Below are 24,856 nucleotides of genomic sequence, written 5' to 3' on the forward strand. Positions count from 1 at the left end.
ATGTCAATAGCAACTCAAATACAAAACATACAATCTCAACTTCCAGAGCATGTAACCCTGGTTGCGGTATCGAAAACCAAACCGGTGGAAGACATTATGGAGGCATACAATGCAGGTCAGCGTGTGTTTGGAGAAAACAAAATCCAAGAAATGACCGAAAAATACGAGCAATTGCCTCGTGATATTCAATGGCATATGATTGGGCATGTTCAGACCAATAAGGTGAAATACATGGCAGGATATGTTGCAATGATTCATGGTGTGGACAGCTTGAAATTGTTGCTCGAAATCAATAAACAAGCAAAAAAATGGCGTCGTGTGATACCGTGTTTGTTGCAAGTGTTTATAGCTTCGGAAGAAACAAAATTTGGACTTTCGCAGGAAGAATTGTTGCAAATTATCCACAGCGAAGAGTTTAAAGCGTTGGAAAACATCAAAGTAGTAGGATTAATGGGTATGGCGTCGTTTACCGATGATGTCAAGAAAATCTTATCTGAGTTTACTACACTCAAGCATATTTTCGACTATGTGCAACCGTATCAATTGCCCAACTGTCATTTTACCCAATTGTCTATGGGAATGAGTGGTGATTACAAAATTGCTATAGAATGCGGAAGTACTATGGTACGCATCGGAAGTACTATTTTTGGAACAAGATAATCCCTATTCATCGTGTACGCAATCATAGATTTAGAAACCACAGGAGGAAAATTCAACGAAGAAGGAATTACCGAAATTGCCATTTACCGTTTTGATGGACAAGAAATTACCGACCAATTTATCAGCTTGGTAAATCCGGAAATTCCCATTCATCCCTATGTAACCAAACTTACGGGAATCAAAAATTCTATGCTTCGTTCGGCTCCAAAATTTTATGAAATAGCCAAGCGAATTGTAGAAATTACCCAAGATTGTACTTTGGTGGCACACAATGCAGGTTTTGATTATCGCGTGTTGCAATTAGAATTTCGCAGGTTGGGATATGATTTTCAGATGCCTTCGATTTGCACGGTAGAACTATCCAAACAACTTTTGCCTGATGCCGAGACATACAGTTTAGGAAAATTGGCTCGTTCGTTGGGAATTCCCGTAGCAGACAGACATCGTGCGTTTGGAGATGCACTTGCCACTTTGAAACTGTTCAAATTGTTGTTGGAAAAAGATCAATCTAAAGAAATTGTAAAGCAATCGGTAAAGACTATTTTACAGAAAGAATACGCCCCCAAATTGTTCAATATTTTGGAGCGATTGCCCTCTACAACAGGCGTTTTTTATGTCTATGATTACAATCAGAGCATCATTTATATTGGTAAAGCAACGAATATTCGCAAAAAAGTTTCTCAATTGTTTACCTCAGATTCCAAGTTGGGAAAACGTATTCAGCAAGATGTAGGAGCAATAACATTTGAAGAAACAGGCAATGAATTATTGGCTATTTTAAAAGAAAAAGAGGAAATTTCGATTATAAAACCTACATTGAATACCCTTCAAAAAAAGCCCATTTTTATCTGGAGTTTGTACTGGGATGACAATGAAAATCCAACCAAAGTAATCGTAGATAGAACAGACAACAGAAGAAAAGTATTAGAATCTTTCAAACATCAAAAAGATGCGTTGGAATATGCAAATAAAATCAATAAGTTGAAAAATATTGAATTGATAAAAGAACATTTCAAAGAGCAAAAAGTATTTTTTAATCAATTGATTATCATAATGAAAGGGAGGACAATCAATGAAAAAACAGCATTGGTTATAAAGAATAATAAATTTGAGGGGTATTGTTTCTTTGATTTGAATTATCAAATTCGCACGGAGCATATCCTCAATCAAATTTTAATACCTTTGACCAATAAAGACACGATGAATATCATCAAAAATTATTTGGCTACAAAAAATGATTATAAGTTGTTGTAAGATATAGCCACGAATAACATGAATTACGCAATGAAGTTATCTCTACTTTTAAATTTTAGATTTATTTCATGCATTCCCCTCTAAAAAGAAGGGGTGGTCGCAGACCGGAGTACATAAAAAGATAAATTTTTATAATTTTTTCTGTTGATTTGATTTTCGTTGATGTTTTTTTTGAATTATCAAAAAACAAAATTTGCGGTAATCTGTTTTAAACCGTAGGTTTAATCATTTCAGAAAAAATCTGTGATTATCTGCAAAATCTGCGTGAGAAAAAAAGTCAAGATGAATTCAATTTTTTTATCCAAAAATTAAATAATTCATGGAAATTTGTATAATTTGTGGCATAAAAAAGTTTGCACCGTAGGTGCTTGTGAAATAAAGATTTCCAAAAATGAAACGATTAAAATCAAAAAACGAATTACTCAAACAAAAGATATACATTATCATTTATGGAACGGGAACCGTTGCAGGTCGATTGTTTGATATTATTTTGTTGGGAGTAATCCTATTTAGTATGGTATTGGTGATGCTCGAATCAATAGAGCAAATTGATTCTAAGTATCACAATTTACTGATTTATGGAGAATACGTCATCACCATATTTTTTACGATAGAATACTTTCTAAGGATATATTCCAACAAGAAACCACTGAGTTATATCTTTAGTTTTTATGGTTTGATAGACCTCTTGGCGTTGCTACCAATGTACCTTTCGGTATTCATTCCCAATACGAGTTTTCTCATCACATTTAGAGCCTTGCGATTGTTGAGAATTTTTGTCATATTTGATATGATACCTATTTTAAACCAACAATGGCAACTTAAAGAAGCACTTAAACAGAGTAAGAATAAAATATTGGTATTCATTTATTTTATGATGGTTATTTCTGTGGTTTTGGGTACGCTAATGTTTATGATAGAAGGCAAAGAAAACGGCTTTGTTGATATTCCTACAAGTATTTATTGGTGTATCGTAACGATGACTACTGTGGGGTATGGCGATCTTGCTCCAACCACAGGAATCGGACAGTTTTTGGCTTCGATCATTATGATTATGGGTTACGGTATCATCGCTGTACCAACCGGAATCGTAACCTCGGAATATGGTAAACTTAACAAAAAAGAAAAGAAAAACAAAGTACAATGTACGCAGTGTTTCAAGAAAATAAAACAGCATAATTACTGCCCATATTGTGGTACAAAAATCATTGAAAAAGACACATGCAACGATACCTCATCATCATCATAGGACCTACTGCAATAGGAAAAACAGCCTTGGCAATTGAGTTGGCAAAGCGATTTTCTACGGAAATTATTTCCTGTGATAGCCGTCAGTTTTTCAAAGAAATGACCATTGGAACCGCTGTACCAAGTGAGGAAGAATTGGCTGCTGCACCACATCATTTCATTCAAAACAAAAGTATATTTTCGCATTATAATGTAGGAGAATTTATGGAAGAAGCACACGAGAAATTAAAAGAATTGTTTGCTAAAAATCCAGTGCAAATTATGGTGGGTGGTTCGGGTTTATATGTCAATGCAATGTTGTATGGAATCGACGAATTTCCAGAAGTTTCGCAAGAAATAAAAGACAAAATTGAAAGAAAATACAGCGAAGAAGGATTGGTATTTTTGCAAAGAGAATTAAAAGAAAAAGACCCTGATTATTTCGAACATTTGACCAAAGAAAATCCACAAACCTTACAAAATCCACAACGAATGCAACGTTTTTTGGCGGTTTGTTGTGCAGCCGATGCACCGTATTCATCATTTTTAAATCGACAAAAAAACGAATTGCCATATACACCTATTTTGGTCGGATTGACAGCCGATAGAGAAAAAATGTATGAGCGTATCAACAAGCGAGTGGATATTATGATGCAAAACGGATTGCTAAAAGAAGCAGAGCAGTTGTATCCACACAGAGATTTAAACGCATTGCAAACCGTAGGTTATCGAGAATTGTTTGATTATTTTGACGGAAAAGTATCGTTGGACGAAGCCGTAGAAAACATCAAAACCAACACCCGTAGATTTGCCAAACGCCAAAAGACCTGGTTCAAGCGATATGAAAATGTTTTGTGGTTTGATTATCAAATGCCAGTTGATGAAATTTTTGATGAAATAAATAATCACATTCCAACTTCGTAGGGGCGAATCATAATTCGACCGAAAACGATCGAATATCAAAATTTACACAGCAACCTATGTTTTCTTTCAAAGCGAAGTATCTTTGTTTTTTATAGTCTGCTCCATAGAAGCAATCTGTTAGTAACCAAGCTCCGTTAGGAGCGACCCATTAGTTAGAATGAAAAAGTTAAAATATACCGAAGATTGGAAAATAAATTTTCCACAATGTGACATCAGTTCACGGTTGAAAATCACAGAAATAAGCAATATTTTTCAAATCATAGCCAACAATCACGCCCATTTGTTAGAAATGGATTACCGACAGATGAGTGCCTACAATCAAGCGTGGGTGCTATCGGCTATGAGAATAGAATTGGAAAAACTTCCCACTTGGAATCAGACCATCAGCAATCACACATGGATACAAGAATATATCGACGGTAGAGCCATTCGAAATTTTGTGCAAAAGCACAACGACAAACCCTTTGCGAGTTTGTCCAGTCTTTGGGTGGTTATCAATACCGAAAAACGCAGACCTGAACCTTTGGCTGTTGATATCAGTGGCATTGAATTTTTTCCCCATGAAAAAGTAACACAATCGCCCATTCAACGTTTGAATATACAATTGGAAGCTCAAGAGATTCAACAACGCAAAGTTCTATATTCAGATTTGGATGTAGTAGGACATGTAAACAATATCAAGTACATGGAGTGGTGCTTGGATTTATTGCCCATAGACTTTCACCTAAAGAAAAAAATTAAAGCCATTGATTTGAACTACCTACGCGAACTAAACTTTGGCGCTGAAGTAACCATCTATCAAACCCAACAAGAAGATGGGATATATTTTTACATAAAAAAAGCCGAAACCATCGTTTTTGCGATGAGAGTAGAGGAGAGGTAAAATTTATCGAAAGAAGAAAAAAAATCAAAAAATAATAGTAAATTTGTAAAAATATTTAAATAAACACACAATGGAATTTACAGAAAACTTCAAAAAATCAAACAATTTTAGAATAGAAGGTCAAATGTTGTATATTATTGACGAAAACGGAAAAGAATTAGAACTTTTCGTAGGTTTTGACGTATTGACAGCAAGATGGTCAGAAGAAGGACGTTTAATCGTAGTATCTACTGGAGGAAATGTACGTTCGTATGAAAATGAAACAGAATACATCTCAATCTAAAGATAAATAATAATTGTTTGTAATACAATAAAATAATCACATTAGCTGTTTGAAAAGCAATACTAACGATTTCAAACAGCTTTTTTTATGAAATTATGTACAGTAAAGAAGAAGTAAGATTACTCAAAAAAAAGTTTTGGACAGATTTTGCATCGGCATATCCAAAAAAATGGTTGTTATTTGATACAAAAATCAAAGATTTTGCTTTTAAGTTTTATGTTGATAACAAAAAGGCTCAAGTAGCTCTTGAAATTGAACCCAAAGACGAAAATCTAAGAAAAATCTATTACGAAAAAATAGAATCTTTACGTACATTGCTTTGGGAAAATCATGTACCAGATGCTATTTTAGAACGAAATTATCATCTAGACAACGGCAAATGCATTAGTCGTATATGGGTAGAAATGCCCAATGTATCCTTGCACAAACCCGATACCTGGAAACAAATTTTTGATTTCTTTTATAAAGAAATGACCAATTTCGAAGAGTTTTACGAAGAATATTCAGATTATATCAAAGACCTCGAACTCAATACGTAATATTATGAAGGTAAAGATTTTCATCCTCATTTTCTTTGCGTTGCTCTTTTCAACAAAGAGTACGGCTCAGTATGACGATTCTTTACCTTCAGATCAGTACATGGACTCCTTTGTACGTGCTCCACGTACTACCAAAATAGGCAAATTGTTAAAAAAATACACCTATAGAATACCCAATAAACCATTGACAAGCAAGCCTAAAGCCTCACAAGAAGTACAACCAGATTACGTGGTACAAAACGGAAAAGTGATACGTAATATCATCATCAACAGTTACGATCCCTTTGGAGCTAATTTTAAAAATCCCAATCGTAAAACCAATAAATTTGAAAAAATAGGAAATGTTCTACATGGTAAAACGAAAAATTTTACCATTCGAAACCTCCTGTTGTTCAAAAAAAACGACACATTTTCTGCTGATAAAATAGTAGAATCCGAACGATTGTTACGTAGTTTGGGTTACATACGCACAGCAGAAATTTCTATAGATTCTACTTATGTAAGCAAAGATTCTGTTGATGTGATCATCAATACACTCGATGCATGGGCAATTTATGCAAACGGTTCTATGTCCACTTCTTCTTTACGACTCAATACCTATACGAGAAATTTTGTAGGTTTAGGTCATTATTTTTCAGTACAATACCGTACCCGATTTAAAGAAGATCTTCATGGGTATAATTTTCGTTACATCATCCCAAATATAGCAAAACAGTACATAACGTTTCACACGCAATACCATAAGGATTTAGGCGGAAATTATAATAAGTTTATTCAACTCAACAGAGATTTTTATTCCCCATTAGCAAACTGGGCAGGAGGTATCTATCTCGCTCAGACTTTTTACAGAGATTCAGTACCTGATCTGACCAATTCGTATTTTATCAATCAAGATTTTAAATACAACGAATACAATACGTGGGCAGGTACAGCCATACCAATTTCTGAGAAACAAGACATCAACAATCGGGTAAATTTGTATATAGCTGCAAAATACAATCATCGAAAATATACTTCAGAACCCAATTTGTATTACGATCCATACAATCATTTTTCAGACCATCAGTTGCTATTATTTGCAACAGGAATCAACTCGTATTCGTATAAAAAAGAACGCTATCTCTTTTATGACAATAGGGTAGAAGACATTCCAGTAGGAAAGCGACTGAGATTTACGTATGGTTTTCAGTGGAAAAATCAGCAAAAATTACCTTATTACAGTTTGTCGTACACTTATGCAAACCAGTATTCGTTTGGATATATCAGCAATACGTTGCAGTACGGAACTTTCAGACAAAATCAACAAAATACCCAAGGCGTATTTCGAGCAGAAACACTATATTTTTCTCATTTACAACAATTGGGCAATTGGAAATTTAGACATTTTATTTACCATGATTTTGTCTATGGAATCAATCGACTTGATTACGAAAAGGATCGAATCAGTATCAACGGACATCACGGGATTACAGGCTTTTCGAGCTATCATCTCAGAGGTACTCAAAAGACTACACTCACTTTGCAAACACAGAGCTATTCTCCTTATTCCCTTATGGGATTTAGGTTCAATCCCTTTATAAATCTGTCCGTTGGAATGATCAATTCGCATCAGTCACAGCTCTTTAAAAATGAGCCTTATACAAAAATAGGATTAGGCGTCCAGATTACCAACGATTATCTAACCCTTAGTAGGTTCAATCTGTCCATTTCCTATTTCCCACACATCCCCGATAGAGGATATAATATATTTGAATTTAATAAATTGCGAAATGATGATTTCAATTATCACCATTTTCAAATCGGCGAACCCAACTCGGTTCCCTATCACTGATTTGGGCGTGCCCCGCCCTATATTCTCAACGGTGTTAAAGGGCGGGTCGCGTCGTCCGCTGTATCTTTTGTGTTGGCTATCGCCTCCACAAAAGGATGTCGCTCCCATCGCTCACGCGTAGAAAGATTTTAGTTTAGCATTTTTTATATTTTTAATATTACGATTTAAACCCTATCTTTGTAGAAATAAAGATTTACCATGAAAAAAATACTATTTGCAGCATGTATGGCTATTACAATGATAGCATGTAAAGACAAAAATACCACGCAAACTTCAGATAATACAGAAATAGAGCAAACTATGAATGCTGAAAAACACTATTTTTCTGACGAAACCAATCGAGAAATTCTCACCACATTGGAGGGAAATCAACTTTCTTTCGAGGAAATTATCAATCAACAAAAAGGAAAATTGACCGTAGTAGAAATTTGGGCAAGTTGGTGTCCTGATTGTATCAAAGGCTTTCCAAAGTTGGAAGAATTACAAGAAAATTTCCCAGATTTAAACTTTGTTTTTGTTTCATTAGACAAAACTCCAGAAGATTGGAAAGCAGCTATTGAAAAATACAACTTGAAAGGAAACCATTTTTATATCCAACAAAAAATGAAAGAATCATTCGGAACATCGGTTGCTCTGGATTGGATTCCTAGATATATTTTGGTGAACAAAGACGGAAGTATCATCAATTTCAAGGCAATTACCGCAGACGAAGAAGCCTTTATCAACGATATTAAAGCACATTACAACAATTAATTTATGAGACATACCATTGTAGCGGGTAACTGGAAAATGCACAAAAATGCAGCAGAAACTCAGCAATTTGTAAACGATTTAATCGAAAATATGCCCAACGGAAAAGAAGTGGAAGTAATCATTGCTCCACCTTTTACCAATTTATTAATTGCAACCCAAACTTTAGAGCATACCAATATAGGAGTAGCTGCTCAGAATATGCACCAAGCAGAAGGCGGTGCTTTTACGGGCGAAATTTCTGCCGATATGTTGAAAAGCGTAGGGGTAAATACTGTAATTTTGGGTCATTCGGAAAGAAGACAATATTTCAAAGAAACCAATGCTTTGTTGGCAAATAAAGTAGATACCGCTTTGAGACACAATATGCGCGTAATTTTCTGCGTAGGAGAAGAGCTAAACGACCGCAAAAACAAGCAACACCTCAATGTGGTGTATTATCAATTGAAAGATTCTTTGTTTCACTTGCCAAAATCGGCTTGGAACAACATTGTTTTGGCTTATGAACCTGTATGGGCAATTGGTACAGGCGAAACAGCAACACCCGAACAAGCCCAAGAAATGCACCAATACATCAGAGAGCAAATCGCTATTCAATATGATAAAGAAGTGGCAGAAAACACTTCAATTTTGTACGGAGGTAGCGTAAAACCAGAAAATTCTAAAGAGATTTTCTCAAAACCAGATGTTGACGGCGGACTCATAGGAGGTGCTGCCTTGAAAGTAGAAGATTTTGTAAACATTATAAACAACGGATAATTAATAAATTATGAGTACAAATTTATCATCACAACAATTAATAGAATTAGAAAACCAATACGGAGCCCACAATTATCACCCACTACCTGTGGTTTTGTCAAAAGGTGAAGGAGTATTTGTATGGGATGTAGAAGGTAAAAAATACTACGACTTTTTGTCGGCATATTCTGCTGTAAACCAAGGACATTGTCATCCAAAATTGGTTGAGGCTATGACCAAACAAGCTCAAACTTTAACATTGACATCTCGTGCATTTTACAACGACAAATTGGGTGTTTACGAAGAAAAAATCACAAAATTGTTGGGATTTGACAAAGTATTGCCAATGAACTCAGGAGCTGAAGCGGTAGAAACAGCTATCAAATTGACGAGAAAATGGGCTTACGAAGAAAAGCAAATTCCAGAACAACAAGCCGTGATTGTGGTTTGTGAAAACAATTTCCATGGGCGTACGACTACGATTATCTCGTTTTCAAACGACCCAGAGGCAAGAAAAAATTATGGACCATATACAGAAGGGTTTATCCGCATTCCGTACAACGATGTCAACGCATTGAAAGAAGTATTGGAAAATAACAAAAACATTGCAGGATTTTTGGTAGAGCCTATCCAAGGAGAAGCTGGGGTTTATGTGCCAAACGAAGGATTTTTGAGCGAAGCCAACAAATTGTGTAAAGCTCACAATGTGTTGTTTATCGCAGACGAAGTACAAACAGGTATTGCTCGTACAGGAAAAATGTTGGCAGTACAGCACGAAAACATTCAACCAGATGTGTTGGTATTAGGAAAAGCTTTGTCAGGTGGTATGTATCCAGTATCTGCGGTATTGGCAAACGACGAGATTATGAATGTAATCAAGCCAGGGCAACACGGTTCTACATTTGGAGGAAACCCATTGGCGGCGGCAGTTGCCATTGCAGCTTTAGATGTAGTAATTGACGAAAAATTGGCAGAAAACGCCGAAGAATTAGGACAATTGTTTAGAGCCGAATTGAACAAATACATCGAAACTTCAAACATTTGTACTTTGGTAAGAGGAAAAGGATTGTTGAATGCCATTGTAATCAACGACAGCGAAGAAAGCGACACCGCTTGGAACATCTGTTTGCGATTGAGAGACAATGGATTATTGGCAAAACCAACCCACGGAAACATCATTCGTTTTGCACCACCATTGGTAATGAACAAAGAGCAATTGCTAGATTGTGTTGCGATTATCACCAAGACTTTGAAAGAGTTTGAGAAATAAGAAGATGATTTAATTTTTTTGTAGTTTGACAAACTTGTAGAGATACTGAGCCTAGCCGAAGTATAAGTTTGTCAAACTTTTTTTAAAAGCGTAATTTAATTTTTTAAAAACAATGAAAACTTATGCGGTTGATGATATAAAAAATCTTAATGAGTTAGTTTCTATTATAGAAAAGTAGAATGAATTTAATAAAGATACAGTGGTCTTTTCATATATTGAATTGAATAAAAGAAATTTTAATTTTAATAGTGATTTACATCATCATATAAATGGATTTTGTTTTTCATCCAATATAAATGATATTAATGATTTTGCAATAAAATATTTAAGTGATTTTGTATATGAGGAAAGCATAATTATCAAGAATGATGCGAATTCTACTACAAAAATCTGTTCAAAAAATTCAGCTAAAAACAAAGTAAATAATATTGAAGTTGCTTCAAATAATCAAGAAACAAATTATATACAACAACATAGTTCTATTAATTTGAAATATCCAGCATTATTGACTATTAGTAACATTTTTAGGATATTAGGTTGGATTTGTGCTTTTCTAACGGTTGTTTTCTTTTTAAAAAGTTTGATAAAAGAAATCGAAATAAGTGAAAGGTTAAATAAAGAAACAGATATCTTGTTACAATTTGTATTTTTGTTCATCGGAGGATTTTTTACATTCGTACAATTTGCCATATCCGAACTCATCAAAGTATTTTTTTTGATTAGTAATCAAAAAAATACTACTATGAAACAATTTTTATACTATGATTTTGTCTTTGATATACAATTGTTTAGAAGCACAAAACTAAAAAGAACAATTAGAAGATTTCTTTTATAAAAAAATATAATACAACAATCAAAAGTCCTTCAACAATGGGAGCAATCTTCTGAGAAAAACGAAGAGTATTACATTGCAGCTTTTAATTTTTATGTAGATAAAAATTTCAATGAAGATATTACAATTGATATTCTAAATCGATGTTTTACCTTACAAAATGATGGGTATTGTACAGTTTGGACAAGTTCATTTGATTTTTATACAACGGATGCAGAAGTCGAAAATGCTCTCAAAGTCATTGAACAAGGAATTAAGTTGTATCCCCTTCGATTAGATTTGTGTTAAAGGAAAATTCATTTGTATTGGTTGACAAATGATTATTATAATGTTACAAAAGAATTGATTCGTTTATTGCAATTTTCCTACAAAAATAAAGTTTTCTGGTTGTGGGAAAATAATGTAAAACTAAAAAATAATCAAAATGTTTATCTCAAACTGATATATTTGTACCAAACTACTCTGATTATCAATTATCAGAATTGTACGAAGAAAACCACTAAAGAAAAACCGTTTGTCTGTATAAGTCAGATAAACGTTTTTTTGGTTTTAATACTCTTCGAAAAACATTTTTTGAGATTCAAATGCAATTTTTTCTATCGGAATATTATTTGCATCAATCCAAACAATTTCTGAAACTTCAGATAGCTCTAAATCGACTGAAAATTTTTCATTAACTTCATATTCATAAAACAAATCCAAAGTATTGTAATTTATATTTTTGTAATGATAAACATTTGGCAATGTTTTGATTAATATTAGTTTTGTTTTATCAATCGTAATGTTTAATTCTTCGAATAGTTCTCTTGCACAAGCCGATTCGGCTGTTTCTTTAGGATCGACAAATCCACCAGCTAAATCCAATTTACCTTTGGCAGGATTTTGATTTCTACGGGTGAATAGAATTTCATTACCACATTTTACGATTACAGCCACAGCAGGTGCACAATTGTGATACAAAACAAACTCACACGAGTTACAGGAAAATTTTCTATCGTTTTCAAAGACTAAGGTTTCGTTTCCACACTGTGGACAATATTTTAAGTGTTTCATAAGGTTCGATTTTCAAAATTTTGTTTTCCAATAATTGCAATTATTTCGACCTCATCATTTTCAAGTTTGAAATAAATGGTATTGGATTTACAAACACAATATCTGTAATTTTTATACTGATAATCAGGAAAGATAAATGGATTTGAAGCAATTCTTTTAAATTCTTCTAATAATAAATCATAGTAATATTCAGCTTGAATTTCACCAAAAGTTTTTACTCCACATTGATAAATTCGATACAAATCTTCTTTAGCATCTTTATTTAAAAAGTAATTATACATTGTTTAATCTCCTTTTAAATTCCGCTGACATTTCTTCTTTGGTTTGAAATTCTGCTCTTCCACTTTTTTCAGCTTTATCCACTTTCTTTTTCACATAGTTGTGATAGGCTTCTTCCGAAACAAATGTAGGTTCTTCTTCGTAAATAGAGTACGCTTCTATTCCGTGTTCTTTTAATACTTCCACAGCCATTTGGTGTTGTTCTGCAGTAATATCATGTTTTAATTCTATGGTTTTTATGCGATAACTGTTTTTACAAAGATAATAAAAAACTGCCCGATTTCCCAGGCAGTTTTTATAATTTATTAATAACAATATCTATTTTCCTTGATAACTTTATCAGCGATGATTTCACGCAATTCGATAACATTTGGATAGTTGTCGTATTTTGTAAATCTACGCAATCCCATCAACATCATGCGTTGTTCGTCGTCTGTTGCAAAGGAAACGATTCCTTCTTTTCCGCGTTGTGCAATGATTTCTACGGCATTATAGAGATACAATTTTGCCATAGCGATTTGCTCTTTTGCCGCTTCTTCTCCTTTTGATTTTGCCATTTTTTCGGTGCGTAAAATTGTAGATTCCGCCATATAGATTTCAATCAAAATGTCTGCGGCTGCCAATAACAACTGTTGGTGATTTTCCAAATCCATTCCGTATTTTTGAACAGCCGAACCTGCGACCATCAAGAAGGCTTTTTTCAGTTTTTTCAACATTGCCTTTTCTTCTGCAAACAATTTGTCGTAATCTGGTGTAGAAAAATCTGGAATTCCCATCAATTCTTCTCCTACAGCCATTGCGGGTCCTAACAAATCTACATGTCCTTTCATTGCTTTTTTGATGAGCATTCCCACAGTAAGCATTCGGTTGATTTCGTTCGTTCCCTCGTAAATACGAGTAATACGAGCATCACGCCAAGCGGCTTCCATCGGAGTATCTTCCGAAAATCCCATTCCTCCAAAGATTTGCAATCCTTCATCTGAACAATTTTGTGCATCTTCTGATACAGCAACTTTCAAAATCGAACATTCAATAGCAAATTCTTCCACACCTTTCAATTCTGCCTCTTGATGATTGTTTCCTGCGGCCAATCGTGCATTGATTCTCTTTTCAATAGCACCTGCTGCACGATAACTGGTAGATTCGTCGGCATAAAGTGAAGTAGCCATTTCAGCAATTTTCTTGCGAATGGCTCCAAAATTTGCAATTGGCTGATTGAATTGAATGCGTTCGTTGGCATATTCTACCGCTTTTGTAATGATTCTCCTTTGTGAATCCAAACAACCCGCTGCCAATTTAATACGACCAACATTCAAGGCATTCATTGCAATTTTAAATCCTTCGCCACGACCTGCCAACATATTTTCTACTGGTACTAATGTATCATTGAAAAATACTTGTCTTGTAGAACTTGCACGGATTCCCAATTTGTGTTCTTCTTCTCCCAATGTGATTCCGTTGGGATTGTTTGGATCGTATTCTACAATAAATCCCGTGATGTTTTTGTCGTCTTCAATTCTTGCAAAAACAATCATCACATGACAAAAACCAGCATTGGAAATCCACATTTTTTGTCCGTTAATCTTATAATGTTTTCCATTGGCTGTCAATTCAGCTTTGGTTTTTCCAGAATTTGCATCCGAACCAGCACCAGGTTCTGTCAAACAGTAAGCTCCAAACCATTCGCCACTTGCCAACTTAGGCACATATTTTTGTTTTTGTTCTTCTGTACCGTAAAGTGTGATAGGCATCGTTCCAATACCTGTGTGAGCTCCGAATGCTGTTGAAAACGACCCCGAAGCACCTGAAATATAATCACAAGTAAGCATTGTAGATACAAATCCCAATCCCATACCTCCATAATTTTCTGGTACAGCTACACTCAAAAATCCGAGTTCACCTGCTTTTTTCATAACCTCTACCGTAAATGCATAGTCTTTACTTTCAAAACGGTGTTTGTTTGGCCATAATTCTTTATCCACAAACTCAGTGAGGGATTCTTTCATCATGATTTGCTCTTCTGAAAAATCCTCTGGAGTAAAAGTATTTTCTGCTAATGTCTCTTTTACAATAAATTGACCACCTCTTGTTAAGTTTTCCATAGTTGCACCCTATCCCCCAAAGGGGAAAACCTGCTAGGGTAAACAGGGTTTTAAAGATTATTTATTTTTTAAATTGTGTGAAAAATCTATTTAATTATTTTCACGCTGATTTGAAATGATTTTTAATTATTTTTTCTATCAAAAATTTAAACAGTTCAATTAATATATCTGCATCATCTGCTAAAATTAAATAAGCGTGATATCAAAAAAAATTATTATCTGCGTGAAACTTGAAGGAGGGGTTTTTACAACAATTCAAAAATCCCCGCTGTACCTTGTCCAGTTCCTACACACATCGTTACCATTCCGTATTTGTTACCACGGCGTTGCATTTCGTCAAACAATTGTACCGATAATTTTGCTCCTGTACAACCTAATGGATGCCCTAAAGCAATGGCACCTCCGTTTACATTGACAATTTCTGGATTTAAATCCAATTCCTGAATTACCGCCAATGATTGTGCTGCAAAGGCTTCGTTTAATTCAATTAGCACAATATCATTTTGATTCAAACCGGCTTGTTTCAATGCTTTTGGAATGGCTTTTACTGGACCAATTCCCATAATTCTCGGTTCGACCCCTGCTGAGGCAAAAGTTACCAATCGTGCGATGGGTTCTAAATTGAATTCTTTTACCATTTCTTCCGACATAATCAATACGAAAGCAGCTCCGTCTGACATTTGAGATGAATTTCCTGCTGTAACTGTTCCATCTGCGGCAAAAACAGGTTTCAACTTTCCTAAGGCTTCTAAATTGGTATCGGCTCTTGGTCCTTCGTCTTGTGAAACAACATAGGATTTAGTTTCTTTTTTACCTTGCTCGTTTACAAAAGTTTGTTCAACCGTAATTGGAACAATTTGCGATTGAAATTTATTTTCTTGTATGGCTTTCAATGCTTTTTGATGCGATTGAAAGGCAAATTCATCTTGGGCTTCTCGTGAAATATTGTATTGTTTGGCAACAGCCTCTGCTGTGAGTCCCATTCCCCAATAATAATCTTCATTTCCTTTGGAAACTGTCTCATAATTTGGCGTTGCACGGTATCCTCCCATCGGAATAAAACTCATCGATTCTACTCCTCCTGCAATGATACAATTTGCCATTCCTGATTGAATTTTTGCCGTTGCCAATCCGATGGTTTCCAGTCCTGATGCACAATAACGATTGACCGTTACTCCTGGTACATCGGTTACTTTCAATCCCATAAGGGAAATCAATCGTCCTACATTCAACCCTTGCTCGGCTTCTGGCATGGCGTTTCCTACCATTACATCGTCAATACGGGTTTTGTCGAAATTAGGTAATTGATTCATCATAAAATCAATGGTTTCAGCTGCCAATTCATCGGGCCTTTTGAATCGGAACAAACCTTTTGGGGCTTTTCCTACAGCTGTTCTGTATGCTTTAACTATGTATGCGGTTTTCATATTTCTTAATGTATTAGGTATTAGCTATTAAGTATTAGTTATTAAGTATTAGCTATTAAGTATTAGCTATTAAGTATTAAGTTTTTTTCAATTCTTAACACTCTGTACTTAATACTTTTTACTTAACTAATTTCTCAACGGTTTTCCTTTTGTCAGCATGTGTTGGATGCGTTCCAAGGTTTTACGTTCGGTACACAATGATAAAAATGCTTCCCTTTCAAGGTCTAACAAATACTGTTCTGATACCAAAGTTGGTTCAGACAAATCGCCTCCTGCCATAACATAAGCCAGTTTATTTGCAATTTTTTTGTCGTGTTCTGAAATGTAATTTCCTACGGTCATTCCATCTGTTCCTACAAAAAACGCTCCTAAGGCTTGTTTTCCTAATACCAAAATATCCTTGCGTGGTATCGGCTGTGTGTATCCTGCCTCTGCCATCAACAAAGCGTGTTTTTTGGCTTCGGCTATCTGACGATCTTTGTTTACAACTACAATGTCTTTTCCTTTTTGTAAATAATTTAAATCAAAAGCTTCATAAGCCGAAGTAGCCACTTTTGCCATTCCTATGGTCAAGAAATGTTCTTGAATGACATTGAGTTTTACATCGTTTTTCTTAAACAAATCCGAAGCTCTCAACGCCATTTCTTTCGAACCTCCTCCGCCTGGAATTACTCCAACTCCAAATTCTACCAATCCGATGTAAGTTTCGGCGGCAGCTACAGCTTTGTCGACATGCATTGTCAATTCGCAACCTCCACCCAATGTCATTCCGTGTGGTGCTGCAATCACAGGAATTGCTGAATACCTCAATCGCATCATCGTCTTTTGGAAGGCTTGGATAGAGAAGTTCAATTCGTCGTATTCTTGCTCTACCGCCATCATAAAAATCATTGCCAAATTGGCTCCCACCGAGAAATTTGCCGCTTGATTTCCGATAACCAATCCATCGTAAGATTGTTCTGCAATATCAATCGCTTTATTGATTCCGCTGATGACACCGCCACCAATAGAATTCATTTTTGAATGGAACTCTAAATTCAAAATTCCATCACCTATATCAAACAAGGTTGCGTCTTTATTGCCCCAAACTTTTTTAGTTTTGCGGATATTATCCAAAATAATAAAGGCATCTTGTCCTGGTATTTTTTTGTATGATTTGCTTTCGATGTGATAAAAATAGGTAGCCCCATCTTTTACCGTATAAAACGATTTACAACCAGCGTCCAACATTTCTTGTACCCATTTTGCAGGTGTTTCGTTGACATCTTTTATATATTGCAATGCGGTTTCTACACCGATTGCATCCCAAATTTGAAACGGTCCGTGTTCCCATCCAAAACCAGCTTTCATAGCGTCATCGATTTTGTACAAATCGTCTGATATTTCAGGAATTCTATTGGACACATAGGCAAACAATCCTGCAAAAGATTTTCTGTAAAATTCCCCCGCACGGTCGGTAGAATTGGTCAAAACCTTATATCGGTCTATCACTCGATCGATGTTTTTTGTAGCTTCTAAAACAGAAAATTGAACTTTTTGTTTAGGTTTGTATTCAAAAGTATTCAAATCCAGTGCAAGAATATCTTTTCCTTCTTTTTTGTAAAATCCTTGTTTGGTTTTATTTCCCAACCAGTTATTATCCATTATTTTTTGGATAAAATCGGGCAATTTAAACAATTTGTGTGCTTCGTCTGTAGGGCAATTTTCGTACAATCCATTGGCCACATGCACCAAAGTATCCAATCCCACCACATCTACCGTACGGAAAGTAGCCGATTTGGGTCTTCCGATGACTGGACCTGTCAATTTGTCGATTTCTTCAACCGAAAGATTCATTTCTTTTACCAAGTGAAACAAACTCATAATTCCATAAATTCCGATGCGATTTCCTATAAACGCTGGAGTATCTTTGGCGATAACGGAAGTTTTTCCAAGGAATTTTTCACCATATTCATTCAAAAATTCCAAAACTTCAGGTTTGGTTTTCGAGCCAGGAATTACTTCAAACAATTTCAAATAACGCACAGGGTTGAAGAAATGTGTTCCACAGAAATGCTCTTGAAAATCCTCACTGCGACCTTCGCTCATAAATTGAATAGGAATTCCCGAAGTATTGGAAGTAACCAATGTGCCTGGTTTTCTGTATTTTTCGATTTGTTCGAACACCGATTTTTTGATATCCAATCGTTCAACCACCACTTCGATAATCCAATCAACTTCGCTGATTTTATGCAAATCGTCTGTTGTATTTCCAACAGTAATTCTATTGGCAAATTTTTTATCGTAAATCGGCGAAGGATTTGATTTTAGGGCATCGGCTAAATTTTGAGAAACGATTCGATTTCTCACTACTTTATCTTCCAACGAAAGTCCTTTTTTTTCTTCGATTTCGGTCAATTGATTAGGAGCAATGTCAAGAAGAAGTACTTCTACACCAATATTGGCAAAATGACACGCAATACCCGAACCCATGATACCCGAACCGATTACTGCAACTTTTTTGATTCTTTTTTTCATAGTTATAGATTATAAAAATAGTATTCGTAATTTGTGAAAAGAAAGAAATAATAGCAGTATTATTTCATCTTTCTCAAATTTAATGAAAAAAAGTTAGAAAATAAATAGTGTAATTTGAAATATTAAAAAAAATGATGATATACTATGTAAAATAGTAGTGAAGAGGACAAAAAAACCAGTTTTATTAATTTAAAACTGGTTTTTAGTAAATAATTATTCGATTATGTTTCCTTCTTTATCGAGGAAATGATATTCTAAATAAGTGTAGGCATCACGAGGCACTACTTTAATCCATTTTTTGTGTTCAAGGAGCCACTTGGTACGGATAGAAAACAAGCCTTTAGTAATATATGCAGCCACAAATGGGTGTGCATTGAGTACTACATTTTTATGCTCTTTGATGATTCTTTCAAGGTCAGACGAGATTTTGTCAATCACTAAAATAGGCGCTTCGATTTCACCGTTTTCGTTGTTGGGATTTTCCTCTTTAGTTTTGATGTTTACTTCAGGTCTCACTCTTTGTCTAGTAATTTGTATCAAGCCAAATTTACTAGGAGGCAAGATTTTGTGTTTTGCTTTGTCATCGCTCATTTCTTCTTTGAGATGGTCGTAGAGTATTTTTCTATTATCAGGATTTCCCATATCAATAAAATCTACTACGATGATTCCTCCCATATCACGCAAACGCAATTGACGGGCAATTTCGGTTGCAGCGATTAAATTTACCTCAAGAGCAGTTTCTTCTTGAGATTGAGCTTTGTTGGAGCGGTTTCCACTGTTTACGTCTATGGCATGAAGGGCTTCGGTGTGTTCGATAATCAAGTAAGCACCTTTGCTCATAGATACGGTTCTACCAAAAGAAGTTTTGATTTGTCTTTCGATATGATATTTTTCGAAAAGCGGTACTTCTTTGTTGTTGTAATGTTTTACGATGGAAACTTTAGAAGGGGCTATTTCTTGCAGATAGTCCTTCGTTTGATAGTATAAATCTTCATCATCAATATGTATTCCTGTAAAAGAGTCGTTAAAGACATCTCGGAGGATAGAAGAAGCTCTGTTTACCTCTCCAAATACTTTTGATGGATGATGTGCTGTAGTCAATCTGTTGCATAATAAACACCATTTGTCATACAATTGCTGTAAATCTTTTTCTAGTTCTGCAACATGTTTGCCTTCGGCTACTGTGCGAATGATGATTCCAAATCCTTTGGGTTTGATAGAAGAAATCATTTTTTTAAGTCGATCTTTTTCTGCTTTTGAATCTATTTTTTGTGAAATAGATATTCTGTCTGAAAAAGGTACTAATACTAAGTATCGACCTGCTAATGATAGTTCAGAACTGATACGAGGAGCCGTTTGGTAGAGATAGGTTCTTTGACCAATTGTACCAAAATAGATTGGTTGGCACTCAATACATCAGATATTTTACCATCTTTGTCGATTTCTTCTTCAAAAGTGAAATTTTTTAATGAATAATCACGCAGTTTGCTCGAAGTAACCAATTTGGTAAACTTCATTAAAGAGGGTAGGTTAGGGCCTAAATCATGATAATGAAGAAAGGCATCTTTTTCAGAACCCACATTTACAAAGGCAGCATTGAGACCAGGTACGGCTTTTCGGATTTTTGCAATGAAAATATCACCAACCTGAAATCCTTTTTTGTCTTCGTTATCTCTGTGGAGTTCTACTAATTTTCCTTCTTTTAACAAGGCAAAATCTACAACATTTGAACTAGCTCTGATGATTAATTCTTTGTTCATCTGTCGTATGTTTTGATTATAAAACTATCTATGTGATAGTAATTCTAAGAACGTTATTCAAACTATGTTTCTAATTTTAGTAAGAAGTATTTTCCTACGTTTAGAAAAACGAAAAAGTAGTTTTAAACTACTTTTTCTTTTTGTGACGATTAGCTCTTGCTCTTTTTTTACGTTTGTGAGTAGCTACCTTATGTCTTTTTCTTTTTTTACCACTTGGCATAATACTATATTTTTTAAGTTAATAAATTATTTTACAGTTGTTTTAGTTTTTACACCCTCCATAAATACTTTCGCTGGTTTGAAAGATGGAATGTTGTGTGCTGGTATTTTGATTGAAGTGTTTTTAGAGATGTTTCTTCCGATTTTTTCAGCTCTAGTTTTGATAATAAAACTTCCAAATCCTCTTAAGTAAACATTTTCTCCGCTTTCTAAAGCTCCTTTTACTTCTTCCATGAACGATTCTACTGTAGCTTGAATATCATCTTTTTCAAGTCCTAATTTTTGAGAAATTTTAGCTACGATATCTGCTTTTGTCATTTCTGATATAATTAATGTTAATAATTTTTTTATTTTTCGGATTGCAAATATATGATATATATTATTTATAATCAATAGGAAATGATAAAAAATATTAGAAATTATTTTTTTTGTGTTTTTTCCTATTGTTTCAGTTACAGTAGATTGTCATTATTATAAAAGAAAAAGTGGCTATTATTGATATATAACCACTTTTTATATTTCATAAAATCAATTAATTAGTTTGATGTAATGATTTTGATTCCTGGATAATTTGCTACTAATACTCTTGGTAGATTTGCTTTGTATTTTTCATTGATTACTTTGATTACTTCGTTTGCTACAAAGGCATAACCTCTCGCATTTGGATGAATTCCGTCTAAAGAAAACAACACAGTATTCATATTTGCTTGACCTTGGAAGTAATTTGCTGTATATCTTTGACCATCTCCAGTGTAAATTCCAGATAATAAATTTCTCATAATTGCATTCATATCTGCTACAGCCAAATCTTTTTGCGAAGCTATTGTTCTGATGATGTTATTATATGAGTTCGTCGCTGTTTCTACTGACAAACGTTCTGATGCTGTCAAGGTAAATTGATCTCTAAGAGGATAAGTAACTCCATGTACTCCAAAAATTTCTTTGTACTGTTCAGGCAGTAATGACAATTCTGGTGCTACTGTTTCTACAACTCCTATGATATTCATAGCTCTTAATACAATCAAATCTTGTTCTGTAGCATGTCTTGCTTGACCGTACAATTGTCCTAAAGTTGTTGCAAAAGGAGCCAATTGTGGAATCTGACTAGCAACAGCTTTAATTTGATTGGTCAAATCTGGTAAAGTTTCATCGATAATCAACAATGGATTTGCTCCTGTCAATGAATATTCTTGAATACGATCACCAGCTCCTAAGCTCGTTAATACCATTTTTAATGGAGTAAACAAACGAGAATTAAGATTGTTGATATTTGTTTCGCCACCAGCTCTTTCAGGAGTAATCACATTGTATGGAATCGTTGTAAAATACGGAATAGATGTTACATCTGGAATAGTTGCTACTACACCTTTTGCACCGTTGGTAGTCAATGTATTGATTATAGTGTTGTATGCATGTGCAAAAACATTTGGATCTGTAATATCATTAGGCCCATACGATGCTACATTCAGATTTCCTGTTTGATCAACACCAATTCCTCCTGATATAGCGTAAAACAATACGTCATTAGAACCAATCCAGTTGGTAAAAAAGGTAGGATTTTGCGAAGCAGCATCACCTAAGATAGTAGCTGTTTCTGAAGTAGCATGTCTTACGAAGTATGGATTTGCTGTACCAGTTGCTAATCCGGCCAGATTTCCGTAACCAGTTGCTAAAAGATGAAAAGATTTTGCACCAGGTACTCCCATATTGTTATAGGCTTTCTTTTGCAAGTTTGTCAATTCTATAGTAGGTGTCCCCGAAACATTTACAGCAGAAGATTGTCCACCATTCATTAAAATAGTCATACGAGTAGTTCCTATTATATTTCCACCAAGAACCAAACCTCCGATATCATTGATATCTTCTTCAAAAGAAGGTTGAGTAAATTCTCCACCACCCACTACTTTCATTTGAGCAGCCAATATGTTTGGGAAAGAAAACTTTTGTCCCGAACGGAACACAGTTCCATCCATATATCCAGCAGTAAGCGAATTTCCTACGGCTACATAGGTTGAAAAATCCGCTTCTCCACTATAGTAGGTTTGCTCATTAATTGGATCTTCAAACTCTGGCTTACAAGCTGTTGTAGCCAAAATTGCTGATAAAATTCCTATTGAATATATTTTTTTCATTGTATTACAGATTAAAAGTTATACGATACACCGATTCCTGCTGTTACTGCAGCCGATCGATAGGTTCCACCAAATGACACAGGATTTCTGTCTTCTATATAATGGTTGTACGACTCGTTGATTTCTTTAAAGAATACAGACATTGCAGAAACATCAACAGACAAGCGGTCGTTTATTTGGTATGTAAAACCTAAGGTACCTGCAAACGCATCGTTTCTTGGTGTTTCTGGTGCAAAATAACCTGTTTTTATTGGAGATTGGTCGTAGTAACCACCAATTCTTGCAGAAAAATTGTCCGTTGCTTGGTATTGTAATCCTGCTCTAAAAATACTTGAGTTTTTGTAATTGCGTTGGTTTACCGATGTACCAATAGGTGAATCTACAAATTCGATTCTCAAAGCGTCATAAGCATTCCAAAAGGCGTGATTGTATTCTACAGCAGCCAAAACTTTGTCAGAGACTTGGTATGAGAATCCAATACTCAATTCGGCAGGTAAAGGCATTGTTGCATTGAAGTATCCATTTTTGAAATTTGCTTGAGCAAAGGCAGGTAAGTTTTCAAAAGTTGTTGTACCATTTTCCGCTTTCATATCAATTTGTGAGCGATAATTGATTCCCATATTTACGTATTTGTCCAATTTTGCTGCCAAACCTACGTTGTATCCCCATGCCGAAACTCCAGATGCATCCAATGTTACATTACTGCGATTTCCATTTTCGTCCACCATATTTCTCGATAAGTTGCGGTTGAAATTTACTCCACCATTTACATAAATTAGTCCTGCACCCAAACTCACATCTTTAGTAAGTTTGTATGAAACAGTAGGCTGAACATAAATTGCCTGCAACTTGATGTTGTTTACCAAATGAGAACCTTCCCAATCTTTATCCCAAGCAACGCTACTTCCGTAAGGAGTATATACAGCCAATCCTACAGAAAATTTATCAGTTGCTTGATAGTTTCCATAAAAATAAAAGGGAGTACCTACATTTGTAGTTTCTCTACTCCAATTGTAATCTTTATTTTGAAAAATTACATCAGATTTTAAATAATTTACTCCTCCAGAAAAACTCCATTTATTTTTCATAAAAACCCCACTTGCAGGGTTAAAAAATAGTGCTTCTGCATTTTGGTTAAAAATACTTACACCTGTATGCCCCATCCCCAATTGTCTTTGACCTTGCATAGCGATACGATATCCACCAGCATAGGCATTGGTCGCTAAAAGAGCTAATAATGATACTGCGATTTTCTTCATAATGTTAAAATTTTCTTACAAAGTCAAAAGTACTATATTTTTTTGTGAAAAAATATAATTTTTTTGAAAATAATTTATTCCTTTATAATTAGATAATTGGAATAGTTATAAAAAGTTTTGTTTAGATGCAAGTTGATGAGAATATTGGTAAATGTTTCTACATCAATTGCAGGTGAAAATTGTATTACGGTTTGTCTTGTAAAAATAAGTTCTTGAACATCATCCAAATTGTTGATTTTTACTAATGATTGATGCTCATTTAAAGGAATGTTTTCTGTTGTAATTTTTTTAAAATGAAAGGGTACAAACGCGTTTTGTTTTTTCAATGTATCACTGTATATAAAAAGTATATTTTTATCATCAGGATGCATTGCATCATCTTTGTATTTTTTGTTAGTCAGATATATCAATTCTTCAGTAATGTCGCCTAAAGTCAGATCTCTGTCAGCAGTAATTATCCAGTGGGTATTTCCAATGATATTATTGCGATTACTTTTTGCTACACCTTTTATATTGTCGATAAAAATTGGGCTAAAATCGTGTATTTCTTCCAATATAGTTTCATTGGCACGACTGATTTTCATTTCTTTTTTGCAAGAAACGAAAAGTGTAATGCATGATAAAAGAATAAATATTTTTTTCATGTGGAATTTTTTATATATTTTGCAAAGATACTATATTATTTTTCTATCTTTTTGCAATGTATTTAATGAAAATTAAAACATTTCATTTTATAGTCAAGTTTTTAGTTTTATTTCTATATTTAAAATTTCTTATAAAATCCTTTGATTTCTCTATATATTTGCTGAAAAGTCTCTATTTTAATAATAATTTTGAAAAAAGAATGGCTTCAGCCCTATTAATCAACTTATTAAGATAAGTTTTTTAATTTATTATTTTCAGTTATTTAAAATTGT

At 34.5% G+C, this 24,856-nt stretch carries 22 protein-coding genes and 1 pseudogene; 12 read left to right on the forward strand and 11 right to left on the reverse strand.

What is annotated here, in order from left to right; translation table 11 throughout:
- The 12 genes from AB4865_RS08145 (at position 1) to AB4865_RS08200 (ending at position 11,194) form a co-directional block, all read left to right on the forward strand.
- Positions 1 to 660, forward strand: a complete 660-nt coding sequence (locus AB4865_RS08145; protein ID WP_372472784.1) for a YggS family pyridoxal phosphate-dependent enzyme — start codon at positions 1 to 3, stop codon at positions 658 to 660.
- 12 nt (positions 661 to 672) lie between these two features.
- The gene (locus AB4865_RS08150; RefSeq protein ID WP_372472785.1) at positions 673 to 1,914 is read left to right on the forward strand and encodes an exonuclease domain-containing protein; all 1,242 of its coding nucleotides are present in this window, start codon (positions 673 to 675) and stop codon (positions 1,912 to 1,914) included.
- Positions 1,915 to 2,305: 391 nt separating this feature from the next.
- Complete coding sequence (locus AB4865_RS08155; protein WP_372472786.1) at positions 2,306 to 3,163, forward strand: ion transporter; 858 nt, start codon at positions 2,306 to 2,308, stop codon at positions 3,161 to 3,163.
- Entirely contained in the window at positions 3,136 to 4,065 is a 930-nt protein-coding gene (gene miaA, locus AB4865_RS08160) for a tRNA (adenosine(37)-N6)-dimethylallyltransferase MiaA (RefSeq protein ID WP_372472787.1), read from the forward strand. Before AB4865_RS08155 ends, miaA begins: the two co-directional genes overlap by 28 nt.
- A gap of 157 nt (positions 4,066 to 4,222) precedes the next feature.
- The gene (locus tag AB4865_RS08165) at positions 4,223 to 4,948 is read left to right on the forward strand and encodes an acyl-[acyl-carrier-protein] thioesterase (protein WP_372472788.1); all 726 of its coding nucleotides are present in this window, start codon (positions 4,223 to 4,225) and stop codon (positions 4,946 to 4,948) included.
- A 70-nt stretch (positions 4,949 to 5,018) separates the two neighbouring features.
- Entirely contained in the window at positions 5,019 to 5,231 is a 213-nt protein-coding gene (locus AB4865_RS08170) for a hypothetical protein (RefSeq protein ID WP_372472789.1), read from the forward strand.
- A gap of 95 nt (positions 5,232 to 5,326) precedes the next feature.
- Complete coding sequence (locus tag AB4865_RS08175; RefSeq protein ID WP_372472790.1) at positions 5,327 to 5,770, forward strand: DUF4268 domain-containing protein; 444 nt, start codon at positions 5,327 to 5,329, stop codon at positions 5,768 to 5,770.
- Positions 5,771 to 5,774: 4 nt separating this feature from the next.
- The gene (locus AB4865_RS08180; RefSeq protein WP_372472791.1) at positions 5,775 to 7,601 is read left to right on the forward strand and encodes a POTRA domain-containing protein; all 1,827 of its coding nucleotides are present in this window, start codon (positions 5,775 to 5,777) and stop codon (positions 7,599 to 7,601) included.
- A gap of 198 nt (positions 7,602 to 7,799) precedes the next feature.
- A complete protein-coding gene (locus AB4865_RS08185; RefSeq protein ID WP_372472792.1) occupies positions 7,800 to 8,354 on the forward strand; it encodes a TlpA family protein disulfide reductase in 555 nt (184 codons plus the stop codon).
- 3 nt (positions 8,355 to 8,357) lie between these two features.
- The gene (gene tpiA, locus AB4865_RS08190) at positions 8,358 to 9,110 is read left to right on the forward strand and encodes a triose-phosphate isomerase (RefSeq protein ID WP_372472793.1); all 753 of its coding nucleotides are present in this window, start codon (positions 8,358 to 8,360) and stop codon (positions 9,108 to 9,110) included.
- Positions 9,111 to 9,120: 10 nt separating this feature from the next.
- Positions 9,121 to 10,359, forward strand: coding sequence for an ornithine--oxo-acid transaminase (gene rocD, locus AB4865_RS08195; RefSeq protein ID WP_372472794.1), 1,239 nt, complete (start codon positions 9,121 to 9,123; stop codon positions 10,357 to 10,359).
- A 220-nt stretch (positions 10,360 to 10,579) separates the two neighbouring features.
- Positions 10,580 to 11,194: a hypothetical protein gene (locus AB4865_RS08200; RefSeq protein ID WP_372472795.1), complete on the forward strand. Its 615-nt coding sequence runs from the start codon at positions 10,580 to 10,582 to the stop codon at positions 11,192 to 11,194.
- 546 nt (positions 11,195 to 11,740) lie between these two features.
- On the opposite strand, the gene AB4865_RS08205 is transcribed toward AB4865_RS08200, so the two are convergent.
- The 11 genes and pseudogenes from AB4865_RS08205 to AB4865_RS08255 all read right to left on the reverse strand — a co-directional run bounded on the left by AB4865_RS08205 (position 11,741) and on the right by AB4865_RS08255 (position 24,583).
- Complete coding sequence (locus AB4865_RS08205) at positions 11,741 to 12,244, reverse strand: NUDIX domain-containing protein (RefSeq protein ID WP_372472796.1); 504 nt, start codon at positions 12,242 to 12,244, stop codon at positions 11,741 to 11,743.
- A complete protein-coding gene (locus tag AB4865_RS08210; RefSeq protein ID WP_372472797.1) occupies positions 12,241 to 12,525 on the reverse strand; it encodes a type II toxin-antitoxin system RelE/ParE family toxin in 285 nt (94 codons plus the stop codon). The genes AB4865_RS08205 and AB4865_RS08210 overlap by 4 nt, the downstream gene beginning before the upstream one ends.
- Positions 12,518 to 12,709 carry a hypothetical protein gene (locus AB4865_RS08215; RefSeq protein ID WP_372472798.1) on the reverse strand — a complete coding sequence of 64 codons (192 nt, stop codon included), beginning with the start codon at positions 12,707 to 12,709 and terminating at the stop codon, positions 12,518 to 12,520. Before AB4865_RS08215 ends, AB4865_RS08210 begins: the two co-directional genes overlap by 8 nt.
- Before the next feature lie 119 nt (positions 12,710 to 12,828).
- A complete protein-coding gene (locus AB4865_RS08220; protein ID WP_372472799.1) occupies positions 12,829 to 14,625 on the reverse strand; it encodes an acyl-CoA dehydrogenase family protein in 1,797 nt (598 codons plus the stop codon).
- A gap of 245 nt (positions 14,626 to 14,870) precedes the next feature.
- Entirely contained in the window at positions 14,871 to 16,052 is a 1,182-nt protein-coding gene (locus tag AB4865_RS08225; RefSeq protein WP_372472800.1) for an acetyl-CoA C-acyltransferase, read from the reverse strand.
- 126 nt (positions 16,053 to 16,178) lie between these two features.
- Entirely contained in the window at positions 16,179 to 18,569 is a 2,391-nt protein-coding gene (locus AB4865_RS08230) for a 3-hydroxyacyl-CoA dehydrogenase NAD-binding domain-containing protein (RefSeq protein ID WP_372472801.1), read from the reverse strand.
- A gap of 213 nt (positions 18,570 to 18,782) precedes the next feature.
- Positions 18,783 to 20,329: pseudogene (locus tag AB4865_RS08235) on the reverse strand (Rne/Rng family ribonuclease).
- A 246-nt stretch (positions 20,330 to 20,575) separates the two neighbouring features.
- Positions 20,576 to 20,866, reverse strand: a complete 291-nt coding sequence (locus AB4865_RS08240) for an HU family DNA-binding protein (protein WP_372472802.1) — start codon at positions 20,864 to 20,866, stop codon at positions 20,576 to 20,578.
- A gap of 218 nt (positions 20,867 to 21,084) precedes the next feature.
- Positions 21,085 to 22,680: a G-D-S-L family lipolytic protein gene (locus AB4865_RS08245; protein WP_372472803.1), complete on the reverse strand. Its 1,596-nt coding sequence runs from the start codon at positions 22,678 to 22,680 to the stop codon at positions 21,085 to 21,087.
- An 11-nt stretch (positions 22,681 to 22,691) separates the two neighbouring features.
- Positions 22,692 to 23,939: an OmpP1/FadL family transporter gene (locus AB4865_RS08250; RefSeq protein ID WP_372472804.1), complete on the reverse strand. Its 1,248-nt coding sequence runs from the start codon at positions 23,937 to 23,939 to the stop codon at positions 22,692 to 22,694.
- A 74-nt stretch (positions 23,940 to 24,013) separates the two neighbouring features.
- On the reverse strand, positions 24,014 to 24,583 hold the full coding sequence (locus AB4865_RS08255) for a hypothetical protein (RefSeq protein WP_372472805.1): 570 nt from the start codon (positions 24,581 to 24,583) through the stop codon (positions 24,014 to 24,016).
- Positions 24,584 to 24,856 lie beyond the last annotated feature (273 nt).

Origin of the sequence: Capnocytophaga sp. ARDL2, from assembly GCF_041530365.1 — a bacterium.
GTDB lineage: Bacteria > Bacteroidota > Bacteroidia > Flavobacteriales > Flavobacteriaceae > Flavobacterium.

Coding starts and splice junctions, on each gene's coding strand:
- AB4865_RS08145 (WP_372472784.1), top strand. CDS start 1: ATGTCAATAGCAACTCAAATACAAAACATACAATCTCAACTTCCAGAG.
- AB4865_RS08155 (WP_372472786.1), top strand. CDS start 2,306: ATGAAACGATTAAAATCAAAAAACGAATTACTCAAACAAAAGATATAC.
- miaA (WP_372472787.1), top strand. CDS start 3,136: ATGCAACGATACCTCATCATCATCATAGGACCTACTGCAATAGGAAAA.
- AB4865_RS08165 (WP_372472788.1), top strand. CDS start 4,223: ATGAAAAAGTTAAAATATACCGAAGATTGGAAAATAAATTTTCCACAA.
- AB4865_RS08170 (WP_372472789.1), top strand. CDS start 5,019: ATGGAATTTACAGAAAACTTCAAAAAATCAAACAATTTTAGAATAGAA.
- AB4865_RS08175 (WP_372472790.1), top strand. CDS start 5,327: ATGTACAGTAAAGAAGAAGTAAGATTACTCAAAAAAAAGTTTTGGACA.
- AB4865_RS08180 (WP_372472791.1), top strand. CDS start 5,775: ATGAAGGTAAAGATTTTCATCCTCATTTTCTTTGCGTTGCTCTTTTCA.
- AB4865_RS08185 (WP_372472792.1), top strand. CDS start 7,800: ATGAAAAAAATACTATTTGCAGCATGTATGGCTATTACAATGATAGCA.
- tpiA (WP_372472793.1), top strand. CDS start 8,358: ATGAGACATACCATTGTAGCGGGTAACTGGAAAATGCACAAAAATGCA.
- rocD (WP_372472794.1), top strand. CDS start 9,121: ATGAGTACAAATTTATCATCACAACAATTAATAGAATTAGAAAACCAA.
- AB4865_RS08205 (WP_372472796.1), bottom strand. CDS start 12,244: ATGAAACACTTAAAATATTGTCCACAGTGTGGAAACGAAACCTTAGTC.
- AB4865_RS08210 (WP_372472797.1), bottom strand. CDS start 12,525: ATGTATAATTACTTTTTAAATAAAGATGCTAAAGAAGATTTGTATCGA.
- AB4865_RS08220 (WP_372472799.1), bottom strand. CDS start 14,625: ATGGAAAACTTAACAAGAGGTGGTCAATTTATTGTAAAAGAGACATTA.
- AB4865_RS08225 (WP_372472800.1), bottom strand. CDS start 16,052: ATGAAAACCGCATACATAGTTAAAGCATACAGAACAGCTGTAGGAAAA.
- AB4865_RS08230 (WP_372472801.1), bottom strand. CDS start 18,569: ATGAAAAAAAGAATCAAAAAAGTTGCAGTAATCGGTTCGGGTATCATG.
- AB4865_RS08240 (WP_372472802.1), bottom strand. CDS start 20,866: ATGACAAAAGCAGATATCGTAGCTAAAATTTCTCAAAAATTAGGACTT.
- AB4865_RS08245 (WP_372472803.1), bottom strand. CDS start 22,680: ATGAAAAAAATATATTCAATAGGAATTTTATCAGCAATTTTGGCTACA.
- AB4865_RS08250 (WP_372472804.1), bottom strand. CDS start 23,939: ATGAAGAAAATCGCAGTATCATTATTAGCTCTTTTAGCGACCAATGCC.
- AB4865_RS08255 (WP_372472805.1), bottom strand. CDS start 24,583: ATGAAAAAAATATTTATTCTTTTATCATGCATTACACTTTTCGTTTCT.